Origin of the sequence: Nonomuraea sp. 3N208 (assembly GCF_052245935.1) — a bacterium.
Lineage (GTDB): Bacteria > Actinomycetota > Actinomycetes > Streptosporangiales > Streptosporangiaceae > Nonomuraea.
The window spans coordinates 1-24,815 of record NZ_JBQQBR010000002.1; the positions used below are offsets into that span (position 1 = coordinate 1).

Sequence of the window (24,815 nt, forward strand, 5' to 3'; positions counted from 1 at the left end):
CTCCTTGGCCGGGTAGTCGTTGACGGCCACGACGTCACCCTGGCCGTTCACCCGCACCTTGGCCGCGGTGGCGAGCAGCTGCGCCGTGGTGGCGTCCTCGGCCCCGGCCACGCACGTGAGTACCCCTCGGGCGGGCGGCTGGTCCCCGGGGTAGGCGTCGGTGTCGCCGTCGCCGAAGTCCACCGCGACCGCTACCCGCTTGTGCCCGGACGCCGCGGTGTCCTTGCCGCACACGGTCTCGAACGCCGGCAGATCCCCGCCGGGAGACTCGCTCGACGCCCCGTCCGGCGCCGCGGAGAAGCGCCAGCCGATGACGGCGCCGTCCGCCGGCGTGTCCCCGGCCAAGGCCGCCAGCCAGGCCGTGCCGTCGCTCTGCCAGACGCTCCACAGCCGCGTGGCATTGGGGTCGGCAGCGCCGGGCAGGGGGGCGTTGGGATCGATCGAGAGAGAGGCGAGGGCGGAGGAGGGGAGGGAGAGGAAGGCGGCCGCCCCGAGGGCGACTCCTGCCGCAACACGGTACGCGCGCAGCATCGATTGACCTCCAAGCTCGGGAGTAGGGTTCCAGTGCCGTCGGAAGGTGCGTCGGCGAACCCGCGGAAAAGGAGCGTATGGCATGACATGGCGGTGGCGTTATGAAAATGCAAATGGTGGTGAGGTAACAGATCGCCCTTTGCCGCGAGAGGTTTTTCCGAGCCAGGCGGACGCCGAGTCCTGGCTCGGCGAGAACTGGCGTGACCTGCTCGAATTGGGTGTCGAGCGGGTCGCGCTACTCGATGAGGATCGCGTTGAATACGCGGGACTGTCATTGCGCCAGGAGTGAATTCTCGATAAATGAAAAACCCCTTGAGCACTGCTGTGGCTCAAGGGGTTTTTGCTGTGATGAGGGTTATGGGCGGGTACGGGGGCTCATGGTCTTGCTCGGGTCGCGCTCGACGACCGGGCCGAGCACGTCGTCGATCCGCCGTAGCACGTCCGCGTCCAGCTTGACGCCCGACGCCTTCACGTTGTCGTGTACCTGCTCGGGACGGCTGGCGCCGACGATGGCGCTGGAGACGTTGGGGTTCTGCAGCACCCAGGCGATCGCCAGCTGGGCCATGCTCAGCCCCAGGTCGGCGGCGACCGGCTTGAGCTCCTGCACGCGGGACAGCACGTCGTCGTTCATGAACCGGGCGATCATGGCGCTGCCGCTGGCGTCGGTGGCCCGCGAGCCCTCAGGCGGCTGCTGACCGGGCAGGTACTTGCCGGTGAGCACGCCCTGGGCGATCGGGGACCAGACGATCTGGCCGATGCCCTCCTTCTCGCTCAGCGGCACGACCTCGGCCTCGATGATCCGCCACAACATCGAGTACTGGGGCTGGCTGGAGACGATCCGGTCGAAACCCATCTCGTCGGCGATCTTCAACGCCTGGGCGATCTGGTCGGCCGTCCACTCGCTGACGCCGATGTAGAGGACCTTGCCCTGGCGTACGAGGTCGTCGAACGTCTTGAGCGTCTCCTCGAGCGGCGTCTCGTAGTCGAAGCGGTGCGCCTGGTACAGGTCGACATAGTCGGTCTGCAGGCGGCGCAGCGAGCCGTTGATCGACTCGGTGATGTGCTTGCGGGACAGGCCGCGGTCGTTCTGGCCGGGGCCTGTCGGCCAGTAGACCTTGGTGAAGATCTCCAGCGATTCCCTGCGCACGCCCTTCAGCGCCCGGCCGAGCACTTCCTCGGCCTTCGTCCCCGCGTAGACGTCCGCTGTGTCGAACGTGGTGATGCCTTCGTCGAGCGCCGCCTGAACGCACTGCTTGGCGGCGTCCTCCTCGACCTGAGACCCATGGGTGAGCCAGTTGCCGTAGCTGATTTCGCTGACTTTCAGACCACTGCGACCGAGGTGTCGGAATTCCATGGGTCCGACCTTAGTCCTGGCGCATGGGGTGATCTGTTTCGGGATAGGGTGCGCGACGTGCTGAAGCTCGTACGGCTGGCGTTGACGGCGGCGATCCTGACCGCGATAGCGGTACGGCTGCGCCGCCGTTCCCGTGTGTCCCGGGAGCGGCCCGAGTCCCCGGCGGCAAGGCCGGAGCGGAGCCCGAAGATGGGCCCGAGGATGGGCCCGGTGTGGGCCGCCATCGCGGCGATCGTGGCACTGACGCTGGCCGCCGCGCTGATCCCCACGGAGGCGGAGCACGCGGCCGAAGAGGCATGGCGGGCCTATCAGGTCGAGCAGGCGGCACTCACTGCCGAGCACGCGCTCCCGGCCGAGCTGGAGCGGCTGCCCATGGCCGCTCCCACCGGCTCGGCCACGCCCGCTCCCTCCGGGGCCCCCGTCACCCGGACGCCGCAGCCGATTCCCACCATCGACCCCACCTGGCCGCCGGCCGAGATCCCCGACCCCAACTGCTCGCCCGCCCAGCGCCCGGTCACCGTCCGGCCGATCGACCCGAAGGTCAAGCGGGCCGTGGACCGCCAGTGGCGGCGGATCGAGCGGTGGCTGCAGGCGAACGCACCCAGGACGTACATGACGCTCGGCCCGCCCGCCAGGGCGCGCACGATCGCCGTCGCCGAGTCGCAGATGGGCGTGGACTTCCCCGACGACCTGCGGGCCTCGCTCCTGCGCCACAACGGCTCGCGAGGAGCGTCGGTGTTCGGCTTCTGGTCCCACGGCGCTTACGCCCTCAGCATCCGGGAGATCAGGGACACCTGGCGCGACATGTGCTCGTGGGAGCGCACGGACATCGGGACCGATCCCGCCACCGAATACTGGAACGGCCGGATGATCCCGTTCCTCTACTTCCCGGAGCGAGATCCGGAGGAACTGGAGGCGGAGTACGCCGTGGTCGACTCCACCGGCGGCGCCGTCGGATGGGACGACACGGTCTCGGGCATGGAGCCTCGCCTGCGGTCCACCTATGCGCTGCTGCGGGCCGTCGCCGGCGCCCTCGAGCTGGGCGAGGAGGTCGACGGCTGGCGGCCCGCAGTCAGGCGAGGCGTGCTGCGCTGGGACTACGCCCAGCAGTAGCCGTCCCGTGAAGGGCTACTTCTTCTTCGGCGGGACCGGCTTGCCGCCGGGCCGGACCGAGGGCGGCGGGAAGCGCAGCTTGCGGATCTGCAGCGCCCGCATCGCCGCGTAGAAGCCCACGCCCCTGAGCGGCTCGTTGGGCAGCTTCTCCGCCACCAGTCGCTTCACCCTCCATGCCACGTAGACGGAGGTGAAGAGCACGCCCAGCATCATGACCGGCCACCCGATCGCGATGACGAGGTTGAGCACCATCGCCCGGACCTCGATGGGCCACGGAACCCACGTGGCCAGCAGGATCACTAGCGAGAACGGCAGGAAATACTGGCTCGGCAGCCGCCGCGAGTCGACCCAGTCACGCGCGAACTTGCGCGCGGGACCCTTGTCACGAGCGGGGAAATACCGCTCGTCGCCTGCGAGCATGCCCTGGCGGGCCTTGTCGCGGTCGGCGGCCTGCTTGGCCCGCATCGACCGATAGGCCTCTTTTCGGTCTTTCGGAGCATTGACCGGCTGGCGTCGTTTGCCTTCGGCATCTCGGCGCTTGGGAGTGGGACGTCCTTTACCTTGGGGCTTAGGATCGTCAGCGGGGACGGGGGTGTCGTCCACGGAGGTTTGGGAACGGCGTCGCAACACGACGTCAACCCTACCTGGACTGCAACTTAGTGACGCCCCCGTGCGTTATGCGTAGGGTAATCCCAAGGCGGCTGCGCTGCATTGGGTGACCACCAGCACGACCTAGAAGGGGACGGCCGACGCGCATGAGCGTGATGAAGAGACTTTCGATGATCTTCAAGTCCAAGGCCAACAAGGCCTTGGACAAGATGGAGGATCCGCGCGAGACCCTGGACTACTCCTATCAGCGGCAGCTGGAGCTGCTGCAGAAGGTGCGCCGGGGGGTGGCCGACGTGGCCACGTCGCGCAAGAGGGTGGAGCTGCAGATCAACGGTCTCGAGCAGTCCTCCCGGCGTCTGGAGGAGCAGGGCCGCAAGGCGCTGTCCGTCGGCCGTGAGGACCTGGCCCGGGAGGCGCTGCAGCGCCGGTCCAGCCTGCAGACGCAGATGGCCGACCTCAAGATCCAGCATGACAACCTGCAGGCCGAGGAGGAGAAGCTGACCACGGCTTCCCAGCGGCTGCAGGCCAAGGTCGACTCCTTCCGCACGAAGAAGGAGACGATCAAGGCGACCTACACCGCCGCTGAGGCGCAGACGCGCATCAATGAGGCGTTCTCCGGCATCTCGGAGGAGATGGGCGACGTCGGCCTGGCGATTCAGCGCGCCGAGGACAAGACCGCTCAGATGCAGGCCCGCGCGGGCGCCATCGACGAGCTGCTGGCCAGCGGCGCGCTCGATGACTTCACCGGCACCAAGGGCGACGACATCCAGGCCGAGCTCGACCGCATGGGCGGCGGCATGGACGTCGAGCTGGAGCTGGCCAGGATGAAGTCTGAGCTGGGCCAGGGCCCGGCGCCGCAGTCCGCCATCGAGCCAGGGCAGCCGCAGCAGCAGGCCCAGCCCCAGCAGCAGGGGCAGCCTCAGCAGCAGGGCCAGGGCCAGACCCAGCAGCTGCGCCAGCCTGGGGAGGGCGCATGATCGTCAGGATCATGGGCGAGGGCCAGGTGGAGATCTCCGCCGACGACATCACCGTGCTCAACGAGCTGGACAGCGAGCTCGAGGCGGCCATCGAAGGCGGCGACGAGAAGGCCTTCCGCGTCAAGCTGCACGCACTGCTCGACAAGGTGCGTCACGTGGGCAAGTCGCTGCCCGACGACAGCCTCGAGCCTTCAGAGCTGATCCTTCCCCCGGCGGACGCCTCGATCGATGAGGTCCGTGAGATGCTCGGCGATCAGGGCCTCATCCCCGGCTGAGCCTCTTGCGGACGCGATTCGCGTCCGGCCGGCGACAGCGGTATTCGCCGGCGTCTTGACCGCCCGGATGGCCCTGGGCGTACGGCGCCGACCGCGCTGGTGCTCGCATGCCCGAAGCCGTGGGTGGCGATCGCGGATTGCAACGTCCCCGACGCGTTCGCCACCGGCTTCCCCGCCGTTCCTGTGCGGCGATCGCCCAAAGTGATCTAATGATCACGTGGAGCGAAGGTTGTATGTGCTCGCGGCCTCCGCGTTCATCGTGGCGGCCGTGCTGGGCAGCGCCTGGATCACCGGTCAGTTCACCACTCCGGGAGTCGACAAGGCCCACGGGTACGTCACCGAACTGGCCGCCCGCGACCAGCCGTGGATGCGCCTGTTCCGGACCAGCGACGCGCTGTCCGGTCTGGCCTGCCTCCTCGGCGTGGCGTTCGTGCCCCGGGTGGAGCGTGAGTGGCTGGGCTGGCTCGCGCTGTCCGCGTATGCGCTTCTCACCACCGTCGCCGCGGTGTTCCCCCTGGACTGCGCCGCGCTGAGCGATCCCGCCTGCGGGCAGCGGGGCCTGTCCCTCGCCCATCACGCGCACCTCCTGACCGGGGCGCTGGCGGTCGGCGGCGTGGTGGCCGCGATGGTGCTGCTGGCGGCGCGGTGGCGTACGCGGATCGCCTGGTTGCTGACCTGGGTGACACTGGCCGCGACGGCGCTCACCGCGGCCGCGCTCGCCGCCGGGCGCGGCGCGGGGCTCGCGCACCGTGCGCAACTCACGCTCATCGCCGTCTGGCTGGTGTACGTGGCGCTGCGCCTGCTCGTCGCCGACCGGCAGCACCTCAGGTACGGCACGCCGCACGTCGTCGAGGAGGGCGACGGACCGGCGGTGCTCATTACGGCGGGACCGGCGGGCGCCTGGTTCCACTGGGACGCGGTCGCCGGCGCACTGGCAGGGAGCCGCCGCGTCATCCGCTTCGACCGCCCGGGGCTCGGCCTCAGCCCGCGCTCGCCGGCCCCGCCCACCCTGTACGCCGAGGTCGCCCGCCTGGCCGCGCTGGCCCCCGCCCACCCGGAGCAGGTCACGGTCGTCGCCCACGGCGTCGCCTGCTGGCACGCGGAGGCCTTCGCCCGGCTGCACCCGCTCCGCGTGGCCAAGCTCGTCCTGGTCGAGCCCGCCTGTCCGGACAGCCGCCGGCCGCAGGCCGCCGCCAGGGCAGTGGGCAGGTGGCTGCCCGCCCTGGGCGGCACGTGGGCCGCCACCGCGCTGGCCCGCCTGGCAGGGCCGGCCGCGCATCGGAGGCTGGCCGGTGTGCCCGACCCGCTCGGCGTCTACCGCATGGGCAAGGTGCCCGCGGCCGTGGCGGGGGAGTGGCTGGCCCGCCGCGACATGGCCGCCGACCTGCGCCGCATCAGGGAGGACAAGCCGTTCCCTGAGGTGCCGGTGACCGTGCTGTGCGCGGGGGAGCGGCCCGGCTGCGCGGAGCGGCTCGCCGACGACCTCGGCGGCAAGCTCGTACGTCTGCCGCGGGTCGGAGGCCAGACCCACCTCGAAGACCCGGGAGCGATCGTGGACGCGGTCTGAGGCGTACCCGGAAGCCCGCCATTACGGGTGACGGGGAACCGCGCGACGCACCAGAATGGCGAGAAAGACGCCATATATGGGAGTCGCCAATGCCAGACCTCGCGGACCCAAGGCCAGGGGATCCCGCGTCGGTGGGGGGATACACCGTGGTCGGGCGCCTCGGCGAGGGCGGGCAGGGCATCGTCTACCTCGCCACGGCCCCGGACGGCGCCAAGGTCGCGCTCAAGCTGCTGCGCGCCGACCTGGCCGGCAACGCCGAGGCGTCGGAGCGGTTCGTCCGCGAGGTGGCGATGGCCAGGCGGGTGGCGCCGTTCTGCACCGCGCAGGTCATCGAGACGGGGTTGTTCGGCGGGCGGCCGTACATCGTGAGCGAGTACATCGACGGCCCCACCCTGGCCGACGTCGTCCGCACCCAAGGGCCCCGCTCGGGCACCTCCCTGCACCGGCTCGCCATCGGCACCATCACCGCGCTCGTCGCCATCCACCAGGCCGGCATCGTGCACCGCGACTTCAAGCCGTCGAACGTGGTGCTGGCCTCCGACGGCCCCCGGGTGATCGACTTCGGCATCGCCAGGGCGCTCGACCTGTCGTCGACACTCACCGGGACGGCGATCGGGACACCCTCGTACATGGCGCCCGAGCAGCTCACCGAGTCGAGTCCCGGGCCGAAGTCGGACATGTTCGCCTGGGCGTGCACGCTGCTGTACGCGGCGTCGGGGCGGGCGCCGTTCGGGCACGACAGCCTGCCCGCGGTCGTCAACCGGATCCTGCACACCGAGCCGGACGTCGGGGCGATCGAGGATCCCGGGCTGCGGGCACTGGTGCGGGACTGCCTGGCCAAGGACCCGGCCCGGCGGCCGGCGGCGAGTGAGGCGCTGATGCGCCTGCTCGGCCACGCCCCCGCCGCGCAGCCTCCCGCCCTTCTGCAGGAAGGCAGCGCCGCGGCCGCGTCAGGACCGGTGCCCGGGGTGGCTGGGCCGGCCTGGCAGGCACCGGCACACCACAGGCCCTTCGACCAAGGCCCGCCCAACAGGCCCGCTCCACGCCGCGCCACCGGCTGGATCGTCGCCGGCAGCGCCGTCGGCGCGCTCGTGCTCATCGCGGTCACCGCCTTCGTCGCCATCCGCCTCAGCGACCTGTCCGGCGCCGGCCGTACGACCAGCGCACCACTCGCCTCCAGCGGCGCGGTGACGACCTCCACCACGCCTTCCGCGCCGACCTCCAGCGCACCACCCACCTCGAGCGGCGCGGTGACGACCTCCACCACGCCTTCGCCGACGGCTTCCGCCACACCCGCACCGACGAGCCGCTCGATCGCACTCCCCGGCACATCCGTCCGCATCGAGGAAACCGACGGCGACCCCATCAAGCTCGCGTCTTACACCGTCAACAGTGGCAAGCGCCTCTACGTGCGCAAGCACGCGACCAACGCCTTCTCCGCCGACTCCCGCTACTTCGAGTACGCCCTGGACGCCAAGACCGGCCTGGCCCTGGGCACCGACGTGGACTACAGCACCGACTCCTTCGCCACCGTGTCGATCATCAATCACGTCAGCGGCACCAAGCGGATCGTCAAGGTGAGCAGGAAACCGGTCTTCCCCACCACGCCCCGCTGGTCCCCGGACGGCAAGCACGGGCTGGTCACCCTCTACAAGGACGCTGGCGGCGACTCCGTCGAGTACGGGTACGGCATCATCGACGTCACCGCCGAGCGGGGACGCGCGTTCGAGATCAAGGAGACGGGGGCGGGGGAGTGGCGCTTCTTCTGGGACGCGGGCGGCCGGGCGGTCGGCACGTGGGTGGGCGGCCAGATGAAGTTCTACGACCTCAACGGCAAACTGCTGCGTACTCTGTCGAACGTGGGGTCGCCGGTGTGGGTGGAGGGCGACGACATCTCCCCGTCCGGCACCCGCTTCCTGGCCCACTGCACGCCGGCGGGCACCGCGCTCTGCGCCCGCTCCACATCCGGTGACGACCCGCAGCCGATCACGATCCCGTTCGCCAGCAGCCGCCTCATCGGATGGTGGGACGACGACCACCTCGCGGTGTGGCGCAGCAAGGGCACCGGGTACGAGGCCGTGGTGATCGACCTGACCGGGCAGGTCAGCCGGGTGCTGGCGACCGCCCCCACGAAGGCCGAGTTCGACAAGATGGGCTTCCGCTTCACCCGTACCGCCGCATGAGCTTCGGCTTGCCGGGCATGCGTCTTAGGATCAAGGGCGGAACCCATCAGAGGGGGTTGGCGTGGACATCACCGTCATCGGCGAGGGCGCCGTCCTGGCCGCGCCCGACATCCTGCGCCTGCACGCCGGCGTCGAGGTACGCAGGGCGTCCGCCGCGGAGTCCTTCACCGCCGTCCGCGCCGCCGCCGCCCGCCTCGCCGACGCGCTGCGCCAGGTGGGGATCGCCGCGGAGGACGTACGGACGGTCGAGCTGTCGCTGGGACCGGAGTACGAGACGTACCCGAAAGTGGCCGCCTACCGTGCGGCTCAAGGCGTGGAGGTCGTGGTGCGCGACCTGACCCAGGCCGATCGCGTGATCGACACGGTGGCCGGGGTCGGCGAGGAGGCCAGGCTCAACGGCGTGGCCTTCGAGCTGTCGAGCCCCGCCGACGTGCTGCGGGAGGCCAGGACCAGAGCGTTCCGCGACGCCGCCGCCAAGGCCGCGCAATACGCCGAGCTGGCCGGCCGCCCGCTGGGCCGGGTCGTCTCGGTGAGCGAGGACGTCAAGGGCGGCCCCCAGCCGCTGATGACCCTGGCCGCCGCGGCAGCCGACACCAGCGCCTCGATCAGCCCCGGCCGCCAGACCCTCACGGTCACCGTCGAAGTCGGCTACGACTTCGCCTAGGAGGCGCCGAGCCCCGCCCGGCGGGACGCCGGACGGGGCACGGGTGGGTGTGTCACCTCACATGGGGTGGCGCTTGAGGAACGCGTGGGCGGCCTCGCCCACGGCCACCGGGTTCATGCTCTGCATCCCGTGCGTGGCGTTGGGGATGCCGGCCCGCTCGGCCTGCGGCAGCCAGTTCATGAGGAACCGCTGCGTCTCGCGGAACCCGGGCATCACGGACTCGCTGTCCAGGCCCATCACCGCGAGCACTGGCATGTCCGGTTTCCGCGTGACCAGCCGGTCGGCCTCCGACGGCTTGAAGCCCCACTGCGAGATCGCCGGGAAGTCGACGGTGAACGTCGTGTCGACGCACTGCTCGACGCGGTCCCACACGTCGAGCGGGCCCGTCATCTCGACGGCGGGCAGGAAGCTCGGCCCGCACACCGCCTCCATGTACAGCTGGGCAGCGCCCAGCTTGTCGCCCGTCTCGTATAGCTTCATCGCGTTCATGAACGCGTCGACGTTGGCGGCGATCGCGTCCGGCTCCTCGCGCGGCAGGTACGGCTCCAGCAGGATCGCGCTGTGCGCCCGCTCGGGGTAGTTCAGCAGGAACTGGAAGGCGATCACACCGCCGAAGGAGAAGGCCATGATGTGCGCCTTCTCGATGCCCAGGTGATCGAGCAGTTCGCGGGCGTGCTGGGCGCCGCCCTCGATGCTCAGCTCGGGCTTGTCCAGTGTGCTGCCGTTGTAGCCGGCGCGGTAGTAGCTGATGAGCTGGTAGTCGTTCATCAGCGGCGGGTGGAACCGCATCGGCGTGATGAGGCTGTCGGCGATGCTGGTGCCGTGGATGCACAGCACGGGCTCGCCCTCGCCCAGTACGGTGTACCTGAGCTCGGCGTCGCTCACCTGCGCCCGCCGGTCGTGCTCGACGTTCCATTCGCGCCCGATGTACAGGGCGTTTCGCATCATGGCTTGTGCTCCAATCCGGCCCGGTGGCCGATCTCGTCCAGGCTCGGCATGAGATCGAAGACGAGGAACTCCAGGTAGTAGCGGCCCCACAGCAGGCTCCAGAGCGGGAACCGCTCGTTGAACTCCTCGCCGCGCTCGCGCGCCAGCCGCTCCTCCAGCTCCCAGATCAGCGAGTTGAACTCCGCCGCGGTGAACGGCAGCCCGGCCGCGGCCGCCGCCGCGATGACCTCGTCCTTGGACCTGTCCTTGAGCCGGTCGCACTGCTCGGGCCGCTCGGCCAGGCCGCGCAGGAAGTCGATGAGATTGGCTTCACTCACGACAGCTCCTCGTCGGTGAACCGCGCCACCACGTGGTGGACCAGATAGTCCAGGTAGCGGGTGCCCCACATGTGCCGCCACAGGGTGCTGCCGCCGTCGAACGGCTCCTTGTCCTTGTCGACGATGACGCCGGCCTCCAGCCGGCCGATGACCCGCTCGGCGTCGGCCTGGGTGAAGGCGAACCCCTCGTTGCGGGCGTGGAAGAGGACCTGGGGCAGGTCCATGGGGGAATAGCGGGCCAGCAGGCCGGGATCCGACCGGGCCGACTCCAGGAATCTGACGAACTCCGCCTCGGACACGACTAGCTCTCCAGAGCGTGCCGGATCACGTCGTCGATGGCCTTCACGTCCGGCTCGGCCAGCCCGAACGTGGCCAGGTGGCCGAAGATGCTGTCGATCTGCCGGAAGGTCGCGCCGGGGATCCACCCGGCGTACTCCTTGAGCTCGTCCGGCGGGAACAGCGCGTCGCCGGTGAACGCGGCGATCGTGGTCTTGGCCTTGATGCGGCCCAGGGCCTCCCGGAGCGATTCGCCCTCGGCGCCCGGCCAGGCCGCGTACGCCTTGCGGGCCTGGCTGACCACGTCGTTGGGGTCCTGCGGCAGCCAGAAACCCTCCCAGAAGCCCGCGACGAACGCGTCCACGCTGTCGAAGCCGAGGTTGCGCCACACCTCGGCGCTGTCGTAGTAGAACGTGCGCGGCGGGGCGGTGAGTGCGGTGCCGTGGGCCACGCGGGCCAGGCCGCCGCGCACGCTGGCCGCGTCCTCGTAGGCGCCGTCGTTGTAGTTCGGGTCCGCGGTGATGGGCTCCTCCACGACCGTCTTCAGCCAGAGCTTGGTCCACGGCGGCGGGGTCGGGGCCCCGGCGATGGGGGCGATGCTCCGTACGATGTCGCCGAAGCGCAGCGCCCACTCGTACACCTGGATCGCGCCGATCGACCAGCCGAGCGCCAGCCGGATCTCGCGCACGCCGAACACCTCCTCCAGCAGGCGCTGCTGGGCGATGACGTCGTCGGCGACCGAGACGGCGGGGAAGGGGCGCGCCGGGGTGTTGCTCGGCGCGGAGGACGGCGGCAGGCCGAAGTGGCCCGGCAGCACGATGAAGTGGGTGCGGGGATCCAGCGCCCGGTTCTCGCCGATCCAGCCGTTGAGCACCTCGGCGGGGGCGCCGAGGAAGGTCGGGAAGACGACCACGTTGTCCTTGGCCTGGTTGAGCTCACCGAAGGTCTGGTAGGCCAGCCGGGCACCGGGGAGCGTGGCGCCGGAGGTGAGGGGGAAGTCGCCGAGATCGAAGGTGTTCATCACTGGCTCCAAACGTCGTCACGCGTCGAACCGCAGAATGGTCTTGATGTTCTTGCCGGACCTGAAGTCCTCCGCCGCCGTCTGGATGTCGGCGAAGCCGTACTCCTTGATGAGCGGCTGCACGGGCAGCCGGCCGCCCCGGATCAGCCGGGCCAGCAGCGGGACCAGCCGGTCCGGGTCGCTGTCGCCCTCGCACACGCCCAGCACGCGGCGGCCGGGCAGCAGCCGGTGCACGTCGATGGAGACCTCCACGCCGTACGGGGGAGCGCCCACGACGGCGACGGCGCCGCGCGGCGCGAGGGCGTCGATGCCGGCGCGCAGCACCTCGGGGTTGCCGACCGCCTCGATCACATAGTCCACGCCCGCGCCGCCGGTCACTTTGCGCAGCTCGGCGGCCACGTCCAGGCCGGAGGCGTCGATGGTGTGGGTAGCGCCGATCTTGGCGGCCAGCTCGAGCTGCGCCGGCCGGCGGCCCACGGCGATGATCTCACTCACCGGGGTGAGTGCCGCGCCCATGATGGCCGCCAGCCCCACCGCGCCCGTGCCGATCACCGCGATCGACGTGCCGGGCTCCGGGCGCAGCGTGTTCCACACCGCGCCGCAGCCGGTCTGCACGCTGCAGGCCAGCGGGGCCAGCAGCTCGAACGGCAGGTCCGGGTCGACCTTGACCACGCTGCGCTCGTCGGCGATGGAGAGCCGGGAGAACGACGACTGGCCGAAGAACCGGCCGCCGAGCGCGACGCCGTCCCTGCTGATCGGCGAGCTGCCGTCGCGGCGCTTGCCGCCGATGAGGTTCTGCGGGATCCACGTGGTGCAGTAGGCCGGGTGGCCGGTCCGGCAGGAGGGGCAGCTCCCACAGGAGGTGAAGGTGAGCACCACGTGGTCGCCGGGCCGGACCTTGGTCACGCCGGGGCCGGTCTCCTCGACGACGCCTGCCCCCTCGTGCCCGAGCACTCCGGGCAGCGGGAACGGGATATGTCCTGCGGCGACTGTGAGGTCTGTGTGGCAGATGCCGGCCGCCTTCATCCGGACCAGGACCTCCCCGGGACGCGGGGCGTCCAGCTCGACGTCCCGCACGGTGAAGGGCGCTCCTGGCGACTCGACGACTGCCGCTTGCGTGATGGTCACGAGTGTCTCCGATCGTCGGGGGTGAGGGTGTACGTGCTCGTGACGCGGGTCCACTCTCCCGGCCCCCACTCCGCGCCGTGCCCGACCTGGGGCGGTTCGCCGACCACGCGGACGACGTAGTAGTCCAGCAGGCCGGGGGCGCGGCGGGTCCAGATCGAGCCGAGCTCGTCGTGGTGGCGCTGACCGAAGTAGAGCCGGTCGCCGTCGCCGTTCCCGGCGCCCGAGCGGGCCAGGCCGAGAAGGTCGTACTCGAGCGGGCACTCGTCCACGCCGGGCAGGTCGATGATGGAGCAGCCACCGTGGGAGACGTCCTGCCACTCGCCCGGCCGCCAGTTGCCGTCGCCCGCCTTGATCTCGTCGGCGCCGGCCACCAGACCGCTGTCGAACAGGCGCAGACAGACCTTGACCCGGGAGAAATCCGCATCCCGTGCCTCGGGCGTGTTCCGGCCCGGGCCGAGCAACTCGAACATGCCCATGATGATGAGTTCGAAGAGCCGGCCTTCGCAGCGGGCGTCCTTGTACGCGTTGAAATGAATCGCCCAGAATGGAGTCTGCAGCCAGAAATCGTCCACGCCGAATATCCCCGGGAATACTTCGGCGGCTTCTGGGCTGCGCCACCTGCCGGAAATCTCTCCGAGCGTGAAATCGGCGGTGATATCCATGACATCTCGCATAATCGATTCTCTTTCCGGCGGCCCGGCCGGCGTCAAAGAGGCGGCGCGTACATTGGCAAGTCGGCCGGGCCGCGCGAGGTAATTCGTGCAGTTCTACTCCGGCCGGAGGGCCGGCGGCACGTGCGCGCCCACCTGATCGGCCAGCTCGGCCACCCGTGTCCCGGCCGCCGCGGCGAGCGCCGCCGCCGGCCCTCCTGCCCGCGCCGCGGCGCGGCAGCGCTCCTCGAGCATCCGCATCCGCTCGTGCAGCAGCGCCCACGATGGCTCGCGCCAGGGCACGTAGTTGCTCATGGCGTAGTACATCTCGAACGCGAACCCCGCCGTACGGCCGGGGTGCTCGGGGCCGATGGGCAGCGTCGCCATGACGGCGGCCAGGGGGCGCAGCACGTCGGCCATCAGGCTGATGGACGTGCCGACGAGCAGGCCGAGCTGCTCCTCGGTCTCGTCGGTGTGGGTGAAGAAGCGGGTCAGGATGTGCAGGACCAGCTCGTAGGCCACCGCCGCCAGCTCGGCCGTACGGCGGGTGGCGGGGTCGGTGATCAGGGGCTGGGGCTCGGCGATGTTGTACGGTTGCCGCAGGTAGCCGGCCAGCGCCGGCCGCGCAGGCTCGAAGCCCGGATCCCGCTCGCGTAGCTCGCCGAACTGCCGCCACATCGCCAGGAAGCGCCCGTAGTGGGCCTGCTGCCAGTCGCCGCGCGCGCCCTCGCCCTGCTCGATGATCACCTCGATAGCGGCGAGCGCGGACTTCAGATCCGTGACGGCGACGAGCTGGGGCCAGCGGAAGAGCTCCGGGGTGGCCTGGGCGCGCGCGGACCCCACGAACACCGCGTTCTCCCCGAGCTTGTCGCACAGGGCGCGCAGCCCCTCCTCCAGCCCGCGGTACAGGTGGCCGATCGTCTCGTACTCCTGGCCACGGGGCATGAGCTCGGCGGGGTCGAGCCGGGCCCGGGAGGGCGGGACCGGCTCGAACGCCTCGGCGTCCTGCAGCTGCATGCCCTCGGGGCGCTCCAGATACAGGAAATGACGCAGCGCCTGCTCGCCGAACGGCAGCAGGTCGAGCTGGATGCCGGACGGGAAGTATCCCGAGCGTTGCGGGAAGTTGGGGCGGCCGAAAGTGGGCGCGGCGCCGATGGCGGCCAGCAGGTTGGACACCAGCGCCAGGTGCAGCATCTCCTCGACCGCGATGGAGCTCAGGACCTTGCGCCAGCCGGCGACCGCGTCCGCCTGCTCCGCCGTCAGGCCCTCCTCCGTCCCGCTCTTGAGGCTGGCCTCGGCGAAGAGATACTGGCAAAGGATCATGTGTTCCAGCTGGGAGGCCTCGTTGAGCAGCCACCACAGGTGCTCCCGGTTCGCCACGACGATCGGGGGCTCGGACATGTGGGAATCCTCCTCAGTTGGGTTGAAGCACGGCGCGGTAGCGAACCTGGCCGGCTTCCACGCGCTTGAGCACCTCGTTGATCTCGGCGATCGGATAGGTCTCCACGCGGGGCTTGACCTTGCCCGCGGCCATGAGGGAGAGCACCTCGACCAGGTCGGAGCGGTTGTTGTGGGTGCTGCCCTTGATGGAGCACTGCTTGAACAGCAGCGTCGCCATGTCGTCGATCTTGAGCGGTCCCGTGACGCCCATCGTGACCAGCCGGCCGCCGTAGCGCAGGCCGGACAGCACGCGGGCGACGAGGTCGGCGGAGGTGGTCGTGGCCAGGATGATGTCGGCGCCGCCGGCGTCGGTCAGCGCCTTGCCGGGGTCGTCGCCCACGACGACGCCCTCCGCCGCGCCCAGCTCCCTGGCGTATTCGGCCTTGTCGGGCGAGGTGGTCAGCACCACCGTCTCCAGGCCGATCGCGGCGGCCAGCTGCACCGCCATGTGCCCGAGCCCGCCGACGCCGAGCACGCAGACGCGCTCGCCCGGCTGGGGTGCGGCGTTGCGCAGGCCGCTCATCGAGGTGAACCCGGCGCAGAAGGCCACGGCCGCGTCGGTGTAGCCCAGGCCCTCGGGCAGTAGCGTGCACCCGGACTCCCAGGCCAGCATCAGGTCGGCGTAGCCGCCGCCGAGGTCCATCCAGGTCTGGAAGTGCTCGCAGGCCACCGGGTGCCAGCTCTGGCAGTGGACGCAGCGACCCTCGCCGCGCTGGTTCCACGACACGCCCACCCGGTCGCCCACGCGAAGCGTGGTGGTGCCGGGCCCGAGGGCGACGACCTCGCCGACCGGCTCGTGCCCGGGCACGATCGGCAGGCGGACGGGCCAGTGGCCGCGGTGAACCAGCACGTCGCTGAAGCACATGCCGCACGCGTGGATGCGCACGACGACCTGGCCGGGCCCGGGCTCAGGATCGGCCACGTCCTGGAATTCCCATGCTGAATTGAGTGCGGTGATGACTGCTGCGCGCACGGTTTCCTCCTTTGCGCGGACAGGTGAGAAGGCCCACGATAAATATCGGGAACGCACTTGCGGCACCCCGACTTAACGCTTTGTCAGGCCGGGTCCTGACTTTCTCGGCCGGCCGCTCGTCGAACGACTCCGCTGCGGTATTCCGCGGCCACGGGAATAACGAGTTTCCATGCGGCCGGGAGAATCGCCGTCAAGCAACCGGGCACCGGGACGCTCGCGAGCGTCAGTCGCCGACGTCGTCCGGGTCGTCGGGCCGGTCGTAACGCAGCCGGGTCTCCATGGCGTAGGCGAGGGGCGCGTACCCGGTGCGGAGGTCCTGGAAGACCGTCCACGCCTCCTGCGCGTCGCGCTCGGCCGGCAGCCCCGCCTCGCCCGCCAGCAGCAGCGTGTCGGAGAAGTTGCGCTCCTCCCGCCCCTCCAAGCTCACCGGGATGGGCGGCAGCCTGATGCACATTCCGGCGGCCAGCCGGCGCACGCAGCGCGTCCCGGTCATGAGCAGGGCCTTGGTGTGCGCGGGGGCCCAGCTCGGCGCGAGCGCCTCGATGAGTGCGGCCACGTCCAGGACGATGACCGCGGCCTTGAGCCAGTCCAGGTCCCCCGCAGGGCGGCGGAAGGTGAGCGCCGGGTGGGCCAGGTGGGAGTGCTCCACCTCGGTCATCCACCCCGTCCACTCGGCGAACAGGGTGTCGAGGTGGTCGCGCGAGCCGGTCTTGAGGTAGACCGCGAGCAGCGTCTCGGCGTCGCGCGGGTTGCACACGCTGCCCGCCAGCCTGGCGACGAGCCGCTCCCGGCGGCCGTAGGCGGAGGCGAAGCGCACCAGGTACGTCGTGATGGCCGCCACCAGCACGAGCCTGGAGGTCCACTCGGCCGCGCGCAGCGGCGTCCCGTCCAGCAGCGCGAACCCGGCGGACGACGCGCCGAGCCAGATCCCGGCCACACTGAGGACGGCCAGTGGCCCGCACAGGTCGAGCAGCGGCTCGCGGAGGGCGGTCGGGAGCCGGCCGCCCACCGCGAGAAGGGGGCCGGCGAACGTCCGCAGGACGCAGCGGACAAGCCGGGTCGGTCTGCCCCGGGGGGTGAACACGGTCAGCACCACGCTCAGCCACACCGCCACCACGAGCGCGGTACCGGCCAGAGCTTGCACCACGGCTGTCACCATGCCACGTATCCTCCGGCTCTTGACAAGAAAACCCCAGAATCAGTTAGTGCTAGTAGTCGGAATACCACCTTCAGATGAGCGAAACGAGGCTCCGCATGTGGCGGAGCCTCGTTTCCGAATAGCGTTTTCCGAACGCCGATCAGCGCACCGCGGCCGTCCGTAATTCGGTGGTGAGGTCGAGCAGCGTCCCGGGGCCGAGGAGGAGGCGGACCGGCACGTCCACGCCCAGCTCCCGCCGCATCCGCTCGCGGAACCTGGTGGCCAGCACGGAGTCCAGCCCGAGCAGCGTGAGCGGCACGTCGACGCCGATCTCGTGCCCGGGCACCGCCAGGACCTGCGCCGCCAGGTCGGCGATCAGCGCCGCCAGCTCGGTCTCCGGCACGCCGGCCAGGTCAGGGCGCTCCCCGCGCCCGGGGCCGGGCTCGTGGGCGGTCTCGGGCGGGATCGCGGTCGTGGCCGAGCCGGGCCAGAAGCGCCGCCGCTGCCAGGGGTAGTTGGGGAGACGGACGTACCCGCCGCCGGGGTAGACGCGGTCCCAGCGGGGGCGGCAGCCCAGCACGTACGCCTGGCCGAGCGCGGCCGCCAGAGCGGCCGCCTCCTGATCGTCCCGCCGCAGGCAGGACACGACGGCGGCGGCCGCGCCGGCCGCCTCGACCTCGTCCTCCAGCGAGGACTGCAGCACCGGGTGCGGGCTCATCTCGATGAACACCGTGGGACGGTCGCCGGCGAGTGCGGCGCGGGTGGCGTCCGCGAATCGGACGGGCAGCCGCAGGTTCTCGAACCAGTAGCCGGCGTCCAGTTCCGCGCCGTCGACCACCCGGTCCCACGCGCTGGAGTGGATGGGCACGGCGCAGGGGGACGGCCGGATGCCGGACAGCGCGTCCAGCAGCGCCTCGCGTACCGGCTCCACCTGTGGCGCGTGTGAGGCGTAGTCCACGTCCACCTGGCGGCAGAACACGCCGCGGCGGCGCAGCGGCTCGACCACCCGCTCCAGCGCGACGGGATCGCCGGACAGCACCGTGGAGTGGCCGCTGTTGACCACCCCCACGCACACCCGGCCGGCGTGCTCGCCGATGGCCTGGCGGGCCGCCTCCTCCCCGAGCCCCACTGCCCACATGGCGCCCGGGGCGGGCAGCTCACGCAGCAGCCGGCTCCTCCTGGCCACGACGGCGGCGCCGTCGGCCACACTGAGCGCTCCTGCGGTGACGGCCGCGGCGATCTCGCCCATGCTGTGGCCGATGAGCAGGTCGGGGTCGATGCCCCACTCACGCCAGACGGCGGCCAGCGCCACCTGCATCGCCCACAGAGTGGGCTGGATCTGGTCCACGCGCGCCAGCCGCTCCCCGCGCACCAGGACGTCCACGGGCGACCAGCCGAGCTCGGCCTCCACCGCACGGGCGCACTGCCGCAGCCGCCGGGCGAAAGCGGGCTCGGCGGCGAGCAGCTGCCGGCCCATGCCGGCCCACTGGCCGCCCTGGCCGGGGAACACGAACACGACCTTCGGCTCCTTGGTGACGCGGTGCCCGCTCACGAGCCTGGACCGCCCATCGCCCGGCTCGCTCACGAGCCCGGACCGCCCGTCGCCCGGCGAGCTCACGATCGGAGAGCGCCCGCCGTCCTGTGTGCTCGCGCGGAGCTCGCGCAGGCAGCCGGCCAGGGACCGCACGTCCTCGGCGACCGCGGCCAGCCGGTACTCGTGGTGCGTGCGCCTGGCGCCCGCGCTGAAGCAAAGGTCCCCGACGTCGAGTCCGGCGTCGAGCAGGTCGGCGTAGGCGCCGGCGAGCGCGTCGAGCGCCCGCGGGTCCCGCGCCGACAGCGGCAGGACGTAGTGCGATCGGGTCCGCGTGCTCGCCGGGTGCGCCGGCCCGGGCGCCTCGGAGAGCACGAGGTGGATGTTGGCGCCCGACATGCCGAAAGAGCTGACGCCCGCCAGGGCCGGCCCCTCCCGCTCCGGCCAGTCCTGCCCGCGCAGCGCGAGCTCGATGGCCGCGGTCGGCCGCCGCACGACGGCGTGCGGCTCCTCCACGTGCAGGGTCGGCGGTATGGTGCGGTGCCGGAGCGCCAGAGCCGTCTTGAGCAGCCCCGCCAGCCCCGACACGAACTCGGTGTGCCCGATGTTGGACTTGACCGACCCGACCAGGCAGCGCTGCCCGGGATCGCGGCCCTCCCGCATGACCACGTCCAGGGCCGCCAGCTCGGTCGGGTCTCCCACGTGGGTGCCGGGCCCGTGCGCCTCGACGTAGTCGACGTCGCCGGGAGAGACGCCGGCGTCGGCGTACGCGCTGCGCAGCATCGTCTCGTGGCCCTCCAGCCCCGGGGCGACCATCGAGCCGCCGGTGCGGCCGTCATGGGTGGCGGCGCTGCCCAGGATCACCGCGTACGGGCGGTCGCCGTCGGCCACAGCGCGCGACAGCGGCTTGAGTATCACGGCCAGCACACCCTCGCTGCGTACGTACCCGTCGCCTGACACGTCGCCGAACCGGCACCGCCCCGAGCTGGACAGCACCCCGGCGTCGGCGAGCGCGAAATACAGGTCCGGCACGATCTGCAGGTTGGCGCCGCCCACGATGGCCAGGTCGATCTCGCCCGACCACAGCGCCCGGCAGGCCACGTGCACCGCCATCAACGACGTCGCACACGCGGCCTCCACTCCCATGCTGGGGCCGCGCAGGTCGAGCTTGGTAGAGATGCGCCCGGGGAAGATGCCGCTGACGGCGGCCCCAAGCGCGGCGTGCATGTCGTACATGCCCGCGCTGCGCAGGAGGTCCCAGTAGCCCGAGGGCAGCAGGCTCGTGTAGACGCCCGTGGAGCTCCCGGCCAGGCTCCCTGCCGGGATACCCGCGTCGTCCAGCGCCTCCCAGGTGACCTCGAGCAGGATCCGCTGCTGCGGGTCCATCCGCAGGGCCTCGAACGGCGTGACGCCGAAGAAGCGGGAGTCGAACCCCGCGATGTCGTCCAGGTAGCCGCCCGCGCCCTCCAGGACCTCCGGCCGTCGGCCAGGGGTCGCGCCGAGGTCGAACCTCTCCTGAGGGATCGTGCCGATCGCGTCCCGGCCACCGCTGACGATCTGCCACAGGTCCGCCGGGCTCTCCGCGCCTGGCAGCCGGCAGGCGGCGCCCACCATCGCTATGGGATCTCGCTCGCGATTCACATGCATGAGTCCCGTCCCCGTCCGCGCCTTGGTCATCGATGAATTCGGTGACGCCCGGGCGCACTCGTCGATTGGCTCCATGACATGACCTAAGGTCCGGGTCACGCCACGTGGGTGTCAATTAATAGGTGACGAAATACGTGGACAGAGAAAAGCGCTATTCGTCCGCGGGCGCCGGGAAATGGATGACGAGCCCGACCAAAGGCTCATCCGGGGTCACCATCAGAGCCATGCGCAGCGTCCGCAGGCCCAGCCGGGGATGGCGGAAACGGCGGGTGAGGGTACGGTGCTCCAGCACCTCGTGCCTGCGCCACAGGGAGGCGAACAGGGGGCTCAGCCGGTTGAACTCGGCGATCCTCGCCGTCAGCCGCTCGTCGTGCGGCCACCTGGCCAGCTCCGAGCGCCATCGGGCGACGACGTCGCTCGTGACGTCCTCCCAGTCGGGCAGTCGCTCCTTGGCCTTCGGCGAGACCAGCAGCCAGCGCAGCATGTTGCGGTGCTCGGGGTCGTAGCTGCCCCAGTCGTCGTACCATTCGGCGGCGGCAGTGTTCCAGGCGGTCAGGTCGCAGTGGATGTCAGCGGCGTATACCGGATACTCGCTGTCGTCCATCAGCCTGATCAGCGGCCCCATCACGTCGCCCGTCCATTGTTGCCCATCGAGCGGCTGCGGGTTGGTCACCTGACCGTGCACCAGTGTGTGGAGGTAACGGCGCTCGTCCTCGGTGAGGTCGAGCACCCGAGCCAGGCTGTCGAGCACCTGGACGGAGGGGTTGATGTCACGGCCCTGCTCGAGGTAGGTGTACCAGGTCGGGCTCAGGCCGGCGAGCACCGCCACCTCCTCGCGACGCAGCCCCTTCGTACGGCGGCCCACTCCCTCGGGGAGCCCCACGTTCCGCGGCATCACCCGTGCTCGCCTGCTCCGTAAGAACCGCGCGAGCTCCTGACGACTCCAGCTGTCGCCTGACACAAGCGCCCCCCTGGATTCCCCCGGCTGCGCATGCAGATCGGCCAGTTTGTCCCTGAGTCTAGGAGCGTTGACGAATGTTTGTCACGAGACGCTGATTTCGTCAATTTGGCGTTGACATTACGGCACTGTACTCAAAAGATGAATTCTGAAATTTCTCTCTTAAGGATTCACGGAATGAACTGGTATTTCGTCGGGCGGCGTGAACAGCTCGCCGCGATTGGGTCAGTCCTTCGAGCCGCCGATGGCGGTCCCATAATCGTCACCGGTGAGCCTGGCGCCGGGCGTACCCGGCTGGTCGAGCACGTGCTCGAATCGGGTGAGGTGGCCCGCTACGAGACCGTCCTGCTGGGCCCCAGGGACGGCGCCGGCGAGATCGCCGCCCGCGTGCAGGCGGTCCCCCGAGACCGCCCGTTGCTGCTGGTCATGGACGACGCGCAGGCGAGCGACGACGAGAGCCTGCTCGCGCTGCGCGCGGCCGTCGGCCGAAGCCCGCACGCCAGGCTGCTGGTCACCACGGTGTCGGGCCCCGCGGCACGGCGTCCGGATCCGGTGGACTGCCTCCGGTTCGAGCCGGGCGCGCACATCGTCGACGTGCCCCCGTTCACGGCCGATGAGGTGAGCGCTCTGCTGGCCGGGCTGGCCGGCGGGCACGTGCGGCAGGCTACCGCCGATGCCCTGCACGCGGCGACCGGCGGCAATCCCGGCCTGCTGCGCGAGTTCCTGGTCGGGCGCGGGTTGAGCGAGCGCCTGACCCGCGGCGTGGCCGGGTGGGAGTTCCAGTGCGCCACCGAGTGGCCGCCCCCGCCGGATCCGGCCTCGGCCACCCCGCGCCTGGTGAACGCGACGCGGGAGGCGTGGGCGTCCCTGGCCTTCGACCGGGCCTTCGAGCTGTGCAAGGCGGCGGTCTGGTGCGGTGAGGGCCACGCCGTCTCCGTGCCGCTGGCCCACCTGCTGCTCCTGCGCGGCAGGGGGCGCGACAGCATGGCGTTCCTGGACTCGCTGCCGGACGGCGTCGTGCAGAGCACGCCGCACCTGGCGCTCGCCCGCGCCGTCAACCTCACCCGCGGGCCGGGCGGGCCGGCGGGCGCCGCCGAGTTCCTGCTGCGTGCCGCCGTCGCCGCCGGGCCCAGGCCCCGGCCGCTCCTGTTGGCCTACCGGGCGTGGATCCTGGCGCTGACCGGCCGGCCCGCCAAGGACGCCGGCGCGATCGAGCGGCCGGACCGGGAGACCGCCCTGTTCGTGCACGCGGCGCAGGCCATGGCGACCCTCCGGACCCGCCCCGAGGAGGCGGTCTTCCACCTGCGGCGCGCGCTCGCCCTCACCGCCGGGGGAATGGAGGCGGGCCCGCCCTGGCTGCCGCCGCACCTGACGGCCTGCCTGATCGACGCGCTGCTGCTGGCGGGCCGGGCGGGTGAGGCGACGTTGCTGGCGGCCGGCTTCCACAGAGGCGAGCCCGGCTCCGGCTGGGACGTCGCCCTCGCGATGTCGCTGCTGGCCGCCTGACGCCGGGGGATGGGGCGCTGGAGCCGGCGCTCGTCGCGTCAAACCAGGTTCCTGGTCAGTGCCAGGGTCGTGATGTCGTCGGACTGCTCGGCGGTGCCCACGAAACCCCGCACGGCCGTGTCCACCGCCGCGAGCAGGTCCTGCGCGTGCGCCCCCGTCCCGGCCAGCACCTCCTGAAGGCGGGCGGTGCCGTACAGGGAGTGCGCGGCGTTCCTCGCCTCCACAACGCCGTCGGTGTAGGCGAACAACGCGTCGCCAGGGCCGAGCTGCACGTGCCCCAGCGTGTACGAGCTGTCGGCCAGGATGCCGACCGCCGGTCCCGTCGGCGGCAGCAACGTCTGCCGGCCGTCGGCGTGCACGACGATCGGTGGATTGTGCCCCCCGTTGATGTAGAGCAGGTCCCCGGACCACGGGTCGAGCACACCGAAGAACATCGTGGCGAAGTACGCCTGCTTCAGGTGGTTGCGCGCCATGTACCGGTTGGTCCCGACCACCGCTTGAATGAGCGGCCCCGCGCCCAGCGACAGCAGCGGCAGCGCCGTGTCGCCCGTGGCATCGTTCAGGGCCATCGCGGCGTCGTCGCCGACATCCTGGACGATCCCGGTGTGCTCGGCCGTGTGCCGCAGCAAGGTCCTGATCAAGGCCATGAACAGCGCCGCGCCTACGCCCTTGTCGCACACGTCGGCCACCACCAGAGCCAGCTTGCGCCCGTTGACGAGGGTGAACACGTCGTAGAAGTCGCCGGCCACCTGCCGGGCCGGACGGAAGCTGGCCGCGATCTCCCAGCCGTCCAGCATGGGCATCGACTCCGGCAGGAACCCCGCCTGGATATCGCGGGCGATGCGTAGTTCCCGCTCGTACTCCCGCAGGCTGGCCAGGGCCGCCATCTCCTCGACCGTGGTGCTCAGCTGCCACCGCTCCCAGCAGGAGTTCGCCCTGCTGCGCAGCAAGCTGGGCAGGAAGGGGCGGGTCACGAAGTCGAAACCGCCGCGTACGCACTCCTCCAGGGCGGCGAGGTCGTCGTCGGGAAAGGCCACGATGGTGGGCATCCGCCCGTCCACCAGGAACCGCTGGCTCACCAGCGCCATGCGCTGCAGCCCGAGGGCGGCCGAGATCAGCAGCAGATCGGGGTGGGGGTGCTGCAGCACCAGGGCGTCCGGGACGACGTGCTGGACCTCGAAGCCCTCTTGGCGCAGCGCTCCGTCCAATTCGAGCACCGCCGGGGACGCGGGCTTACCCGGTTCGGCGACCACCAGGGCCGTGGGCATTCGAGCCTCCAAGCAATCGCATGATCAGGGTGTTGCGGTTGCGGCCGCCGACGTACTCGTAGTGGAATTCGTCGACCTTGCCCATGGCCAGGAGCAGTCCGTAACCGCCTTCTTCGCGCTGCCCGGGCGGCAGCGCCAGCCGCGGCGCGGGGTCGTAGCAGGTGGGGTCGAACCGCGGCGCGTCGTCCTCGATGCTGACCCGCAGCCGGTCGTGCTCGATCGCGCCGGACAGGTCCACGACCCCCGCTCCTCCGCGGTAGCCGTGCTGGGCGATGTTCGTGGTGATCTCGTCCGTGGCCAGCCGCAGCCAGTAGGCCTGGCGGGAGGTCAGTCCCGCCTCGTCTGCCAGCGCCTCGATGAAATCGGCCACCACGCCCGGCAAGGACGTGTGCTGAGCATCTATCTTGAGCCGTTTCTTGAGCCGCCAGTCGAGCATCACTGCATCACGATGCTGCGGTCGAAGCCGGTGAGCCGGATCGTCTCCGCCACCTCCGGCTTGGTTCCCACCAGGGTGATCTCCGAGCCGTGCGGCAGCTTCTGATGCGCGAACACCAGGCAGCGCACGCCGGCCGACGACATGTACGTCAACTCGTCGAGGAGCAGGACCAGCTTTCCCACCTGCCGCCCTACGGCCTGTGTCACGAGGTCGTTGAGCTGGGGCGCGGTGCTGCCGTCGAGCTCACCGGCCAGCCGGATCGTGGCGGTGTCGCCCTCCACGTTCATCTTCATGTTGAATGCCAT

25 protein-coding genes are annotated in these 24,815 nt (G+C 70.9%); 8 read left to right on the forward strand and 17 right to left on the reverse strand.

Going from position 1 to position 24,815, the window contains the following annotated elements; translation table 11 throughout:
* The coding region (locus ACTWPT_RS02365; protein ID WP_443175540.1) for an SCO2322 family protein at window positions 1-531 on the reverse strand (531 nt) is incomplete at its 3' end.
* Between the two features lie 82 nt (window positions 532-613).
* Here ACTWPT_RS02365 and ACTWPT_RS02370 point away from each other — a divergent pair.
* Complete coding sequence (locus ACTWPT_RS02370) at window positions 614-820, forward strand: hypothetical protein (RefSeq protein ID WP_443175541.1); 207 nt, start codon at window positions 614-616, stop codon at window positions 818-820.
* Window positions 821-886: 66 nt separating this feature from the next.
* Here the strand turns inward: ACTWPT_RS02370 and ACTWPT_RS02375 are convergent, their stop codons facing one another.
* Window positions 887-1,885, reverse strand: coding sequence for an aldo/keto reductase family protein (locus tag ACTWPT_RS02375; RefSeq protein ID WP_443175542.1), 999 nt, complete (start codon window positions 1,883-1,885; stop codon window positions 887-889).
* Between the two features lie 57 nt (window positions 1,886-1,942).
* Here ACTWPT_RS02375 and ACTWPT_RS02380 point away from each other — a divergent pair, with 57 nt between their 5' ends.
* A complete protein-coding gene (locus ACTWPT_RS02380; RefSeq protein WP_443175543.1) occupies window positions 1,943-2,998 on the forward strand; it encodes an SMI1/KNR4 family protein in 1,056 nt (351 codons plus the stop codon).
* A gap of 15 nt (window positions 2,999-3,013) precedes the next feature.
* Here ACTWPT_RS02380 and ACTWPT_RS02385 read toward each other — a convergent pair whose 3' ends face one another.
* Window positions 3,014-3,601, reverse strand: coding sequence for a DUF3043 domain-containing protein (locus ACTWPT_RS02385; protein ID WP_443175929.1), 588 nt, complete (start codon window positions 3,599-3,601; stop codon window positions 3,014-3,016).
* 152 nt (window positions 3,602-3,753) lie between these two features.
* On the opposite strand from ACTWPT_RS02385, the gene ACTWPT_RS02390 reads away from it, so the two are divergent.
* From ACTWPT_RS02390 to ACTWPT_RS02410, 5 genes are all read left to right on the forward strand, one after another.
* On the forward strand, window positions 3,754-4,584 hold the full coding sequence (locus tag ACTWPT_RS02390) for a PspA/IM30 family protein (protein WP_443175544.1): 831 nt from the start codon (window positions 3,754-3,756) through the stop codon (window positions 4,582-4,584).
* Window positions 4,581-4,859, forward strand: a complete 279-nt coding sequence (gene pspAA / locus ACTWPT_RS02395; RefSeq protein ID WP_443175545.1) for a PspA-associated protein PspAA — start codon at window positions 4,581-4,583, stop codon at window positions 4,857-4,859. The genes ACTWPT_RS02390 and pspAA overlap by 4 nt, the downstream gene beginning before the upstream one ends.
* A gap of 217 nt (window positions 4,860-5,076) precedes the next feature.
* A complete protein-coding gene (locus ACTWPT_RS02400; RefSeq protein ID WP_443175546.1) occupies window positions 5,077-6,426 on the forward strand; it encodes an alpha/beta fold hydrolase in 1,350 nt (449 codons plus the stop codon).
* 146 nt (window positions 6,427-6,572) lie between these two features.
* Window positions 6,573-8,609, forward strand: a complete 2,037-nt coding sequence (locus ACTWPT_RS02405; RefSeq protein WP_443175547.1) for a protein kinase domain-containing protein — start codon at window positions 6,573-6,575, stop codon at window positions 8,607-8,609.
* Between the two features lie 61 nt (window positions 8,610-8,670).
* A complete protein-coding gene (locus ACTWPT_RS02410; RefSeq protein WP_443175548.1) occupies window positions 8,671-9,273 on the forward strand; it encodes an SIMPL domain-containing protein in 603 nt (200 codons plus the stop codon).
* A 57-nt stretch (window positions 9,274-9,330) separates the two neighbouring features.
* Here ACTWPT_RS02410 and ACTWPT_RS02415 read toward each other — a convergent pair whose 3' ends face one another.
* The 11 genes from ACTWPT_RS02415 to ACTWPT_RS02465 form a co-directional block, all read right to left on the reverse strand.
* On the reverse strand, window positions 9,331-10,221 hold the full coding sequence (locus ACTWPT_RS02415) for an alpha/beta fold hydrolase (RefSeq protein ID WP_443175549.1): 891 nt from the start codon (window positions 10,219-10,221) through the stop codon (window positions 9,331-9,333).
* Window positions 10,218-10,538 carry a Nif11 family protein gene (locus ACTWPT_RS02420; protein ID WP_443175550.1) on the reverse strand — a complete coding sequence of 107 codons (321 nt, stop codon included), beginning with the start codon at window positions 10,536-10,538 and terminating at the stop codon, window positions 10,218-10,220. Before ACTWPT_RS02420 ends, ACTWPT_RS02415 begins: the two co-directional genes overlap by 4 nt.
* Window positions 10,535-10,837 (reverse strand): Nif11-like leader peptide family natural product precursor, encoded by a 303-nt coding sequence (locus ACTWPT_RS02425; protein WP_443160434.1) that lies wholly within the window; start codon window positions 10,835-10,837, stop codon window positions 10,535-10,537. Before ACTWPT_RS02425 ends, ACTWPT_RS02420 begins: the two co-directional genes overlap by 4 nt.
* Before the next feature lie 2 nt (window positions 10,838-10,839).
* A complete protein-coding gene (locus ACTWPT_RS02430; RefSeq protein ID WP_443175551.1) occupies window positions 10,840-11,835 on the reverse strand; it encodes an alpha/beta fold hydrolase in 996 nt (331 codons plus the stop codon).
* Window positions 11,836-11,853: 18 nt separating this feature from the next.
* Window positions 11,854-12,963, reverse strand: coding sequence for an NAD(P)-dependent alcohol dehydrogenase (locus ACTWPT_RS02435; protein WP_443175552.1), 1,110 nt, complete (start codon window positions 12,961-12,963; stop codon window positions 11,854-11,856).
* Window positions 12,960-13,535 carry a hypothetical protein gene (locus ACTWPT_RS02440; protein ID WP_443175553.1) on the reverse strand — a complete coding sequence of 192 codons (576 nt, stop codon included), beginning with the start codon at window positions 13,533-13,535 and terminating at the stop codon, window positions 12,960-12,962. The genes ACTWPT_RS02435 and ACTWPT_RS02440 overlap by 4 nt, the downstream gene beginning before the upstream one ends.
* Window positions 13,536-13,730: 195 nt before the next feature.
* On the reverse strand, window positions 13,731-15,014 hold the full coding sequence (locus tag ACTWPT_RS02445; protein WP_443175554.1) for a ferritin-like domain-containing protein: 1,284 nt from the start codon (window positions 15,012-15,014) through the stop codon (window positions 13,731-13,733).
* Between the two features lie 13 nt (window positions 15,015-15,027).
* Window positions 15,028-16,026, reverse strand: coding sequence for an alcohol dehydrogenase catalytic domain-containing protein (locus tag ACTWPT_RS02450; protein ID WP_443175555.1), 999 nt, complete (start codon window positions 16,024-16,026; stop codon window positions 15,028-15,030).
* A 223-nt stretch (window positions 16,027-16,249) separates the two neighbouring features.
* Complete coding sequence (locus ACTWPT_RS02455) at window positions 16,250-17,185, reverse strand: hypothetical protein (RefSeq protein ID WP_443175556.1); 936 nt, start codon at window positions 17,183-17,185, stop codon at window positions 16,250-16,252.
* A 139-nt stretch (window positions 17,186-17,324) separates the two neighbouring features.
* Entirely contained in the window at window positions 17,325-20,342 is a 3,018-nt protein-coding gene (locus tag ACTWPT_RS02460) for a type I polyketide synthase (protein ID WP_443175557.1), read from the reverse strand.
* Between the two features lie 151 nt (window positions 20,343-20,493).
* Window positions 20,494-21,303, reverse strand: a complete 810-nt coding sequence (locus ACTWPT_RS02465; RefSeq protein ID WP_443175558.1) for a helix-turn-helix transcriptional regulator — start codon at window positions 21,301-21,303, stop codon at window positions 20,494-20,496.
* 174 nt (window positions 21,304-21,477) lie between these two features.
* Here ACTWPT_RS02465 and ACTWPT_RS02470 point away from each other — a divergent pair, with 174 nt between their 5' ends.
* Entirely contained in the window at window positions 21,478-22,806 is a 1,329-nt protein-coding gene (locus tag ACTWPT_RS02470; protein WP_443175559.1) for a hypothetical protein, read from the forward strand.
* A 38-nt stretch (window positions 22,807-22,844) separates the two neighbouring features.
* Here the strand turns inward: ACTWPT_RS02470 and ACTWPT_RS02475 are convergent, their stop codons facing one another.
* Genes ACTWPT_RS02475 through ACTWPT_RS02485 form a run of 3 tightly spaced genes read right to left on the reverse strand, consistent with a single transcriptional unit; the run spans window position 22,845 to window position 24,815 of the window.
* Window positions 22,845-24,074 carry a PP2C family protein-serine/threonine phosphatase gene (locus ACTWPT_RS02475; RefSeq protein ID WP_443175560.1) on the reverse strand — a complete coding sequence of 410 codons (1,230 nt, stop codon included), beginning with the start codon at window positions 24,072-24,074 and terminating at the stop codon, window positions 22,845-22,847.
* Entirely contained in the window at window positions 24,040-24,510 is a 471-nt protein-coding gene (locus ACTWPT_RS02480) for an ATP-binding protein (protein ID WP_443175930.1), read from the reverse strand. The genes ACTWPT_RS02475 and ACTWPT_RS02480 overlap by 35 nt, the downstream gene beginning before the upstream one ends.
* Window positions 24,510-24,815, reverse strand: a complete 306-nt coding sequence (locus ACTWPT_RS02485; RefSeq protein ID WP_305919856.1) for an anti-sigma factor antagonist — start codon at window positions 24,813-24,815, stop codon at window positions 24,510-24,512. Before ACTWPT_RS02485 ends, ACTWPT_RS02480 begins: the two co-directional genes overlap by 1 nt.

Excerpts from the sequence above, each read along its gene's own strand:
- ACTWPT_RS02370 (WP_443175541.1), top strand. The coding sequence starts at position 614 with ATGACATGGCGGTGGCGTTATGAAAATGCAAATGGTGGTGAGGTAACA.
- ACTWPT_RS02375 (WP_443175542.1), bottom strand. The coding sequence starts at position 1,885 with ATGGAATTCCGACACCTCGGTCGCAGTGGTCTGAAAGTCAGCGAAATC.
- ACTWPT_RS02390 (WP_443175544.1), top strand. The coding sequence starts at position 3,754 with ATGAGCGTGATGAAGAGACTTTCGATGATCTTCAAGTCCAAGGCCAAC.
- pspAA (WP_443175545.1), top strand. The coding sequence starts at position 4,581 with ATGATCGTCAGGATCATGGGCGAGGGCCAGGTGGAGATCTCCGCCGAC.
- ACTWPT_RS02415 (WP_443175549.1), bottom strand. The coding sequence starts at position 10,221 with ATGATGCGAAACGCCCTGTACATCGGGCGCGAATGGAACGTCGAGCAC.
- ACTWPT_RS02430 (WP_443175551.1), bottom strand. The coding sequence starts at position 11,835 with ATGAACACCTTCGATCTCGGCGACTTCCCCCTCACCTCCGGCGCCACG.
- ACTWPT_RS02445 (WP_443175554.1), bottom strand. The coding sequence starts at position 15,014 with ATGTCCGAGCCCCCGATCGTCGTGGCGAACCGGGAGCACCTGTGGTGG.
- ACTWPT_RS02455 (WP_443175556.1), bottom strand. The coding sequence starts at position 17,185 with ATGGTGACAGCCGTGGTGCAAGCTCTGGCCGGTACCGCGCTCGTGGTG.
- ACTWPT_RS02460 (WP_443175557.1), bottom strand. The coding sequence starts at position 20,342 with ATGCATGTGAATCGCGAGCGAGATCCCATAGCGATGGTGGGCGCCGCC.
- ACTWPT_RS02470 (WP_443175559.1), top strand. The coding sequence starts at position 21,478 with ATGAACTGGTATTTCGTCGGGCGGCGTGAACAGCTCGCCGCGATTGGG.
- ACTWPT_RS02475 (WP_443175560.1), bottom strand. The coding sequence starts at position 24,074 with ATGCCCACGGCCCTGGTGGTCGCCGAACCGGGTAAGCCCGCGTCCCCG.
- ACTWPT_RS02480 (WP_443175930.1), bottom strand. The coding sequence starts at position 24,510 with ATGCTCGACTGGCGGCTCAAGAAACGGCTCAAGATAGATGCTCAGCAC.
- ACTWPT_RS02485 (WP_305919856.1), bottom strand. The coding sequence starts at position 24,815 with ATGGCATTCAACATGAAGATGAACGTGGAGGGCGACACCGCCACGATC.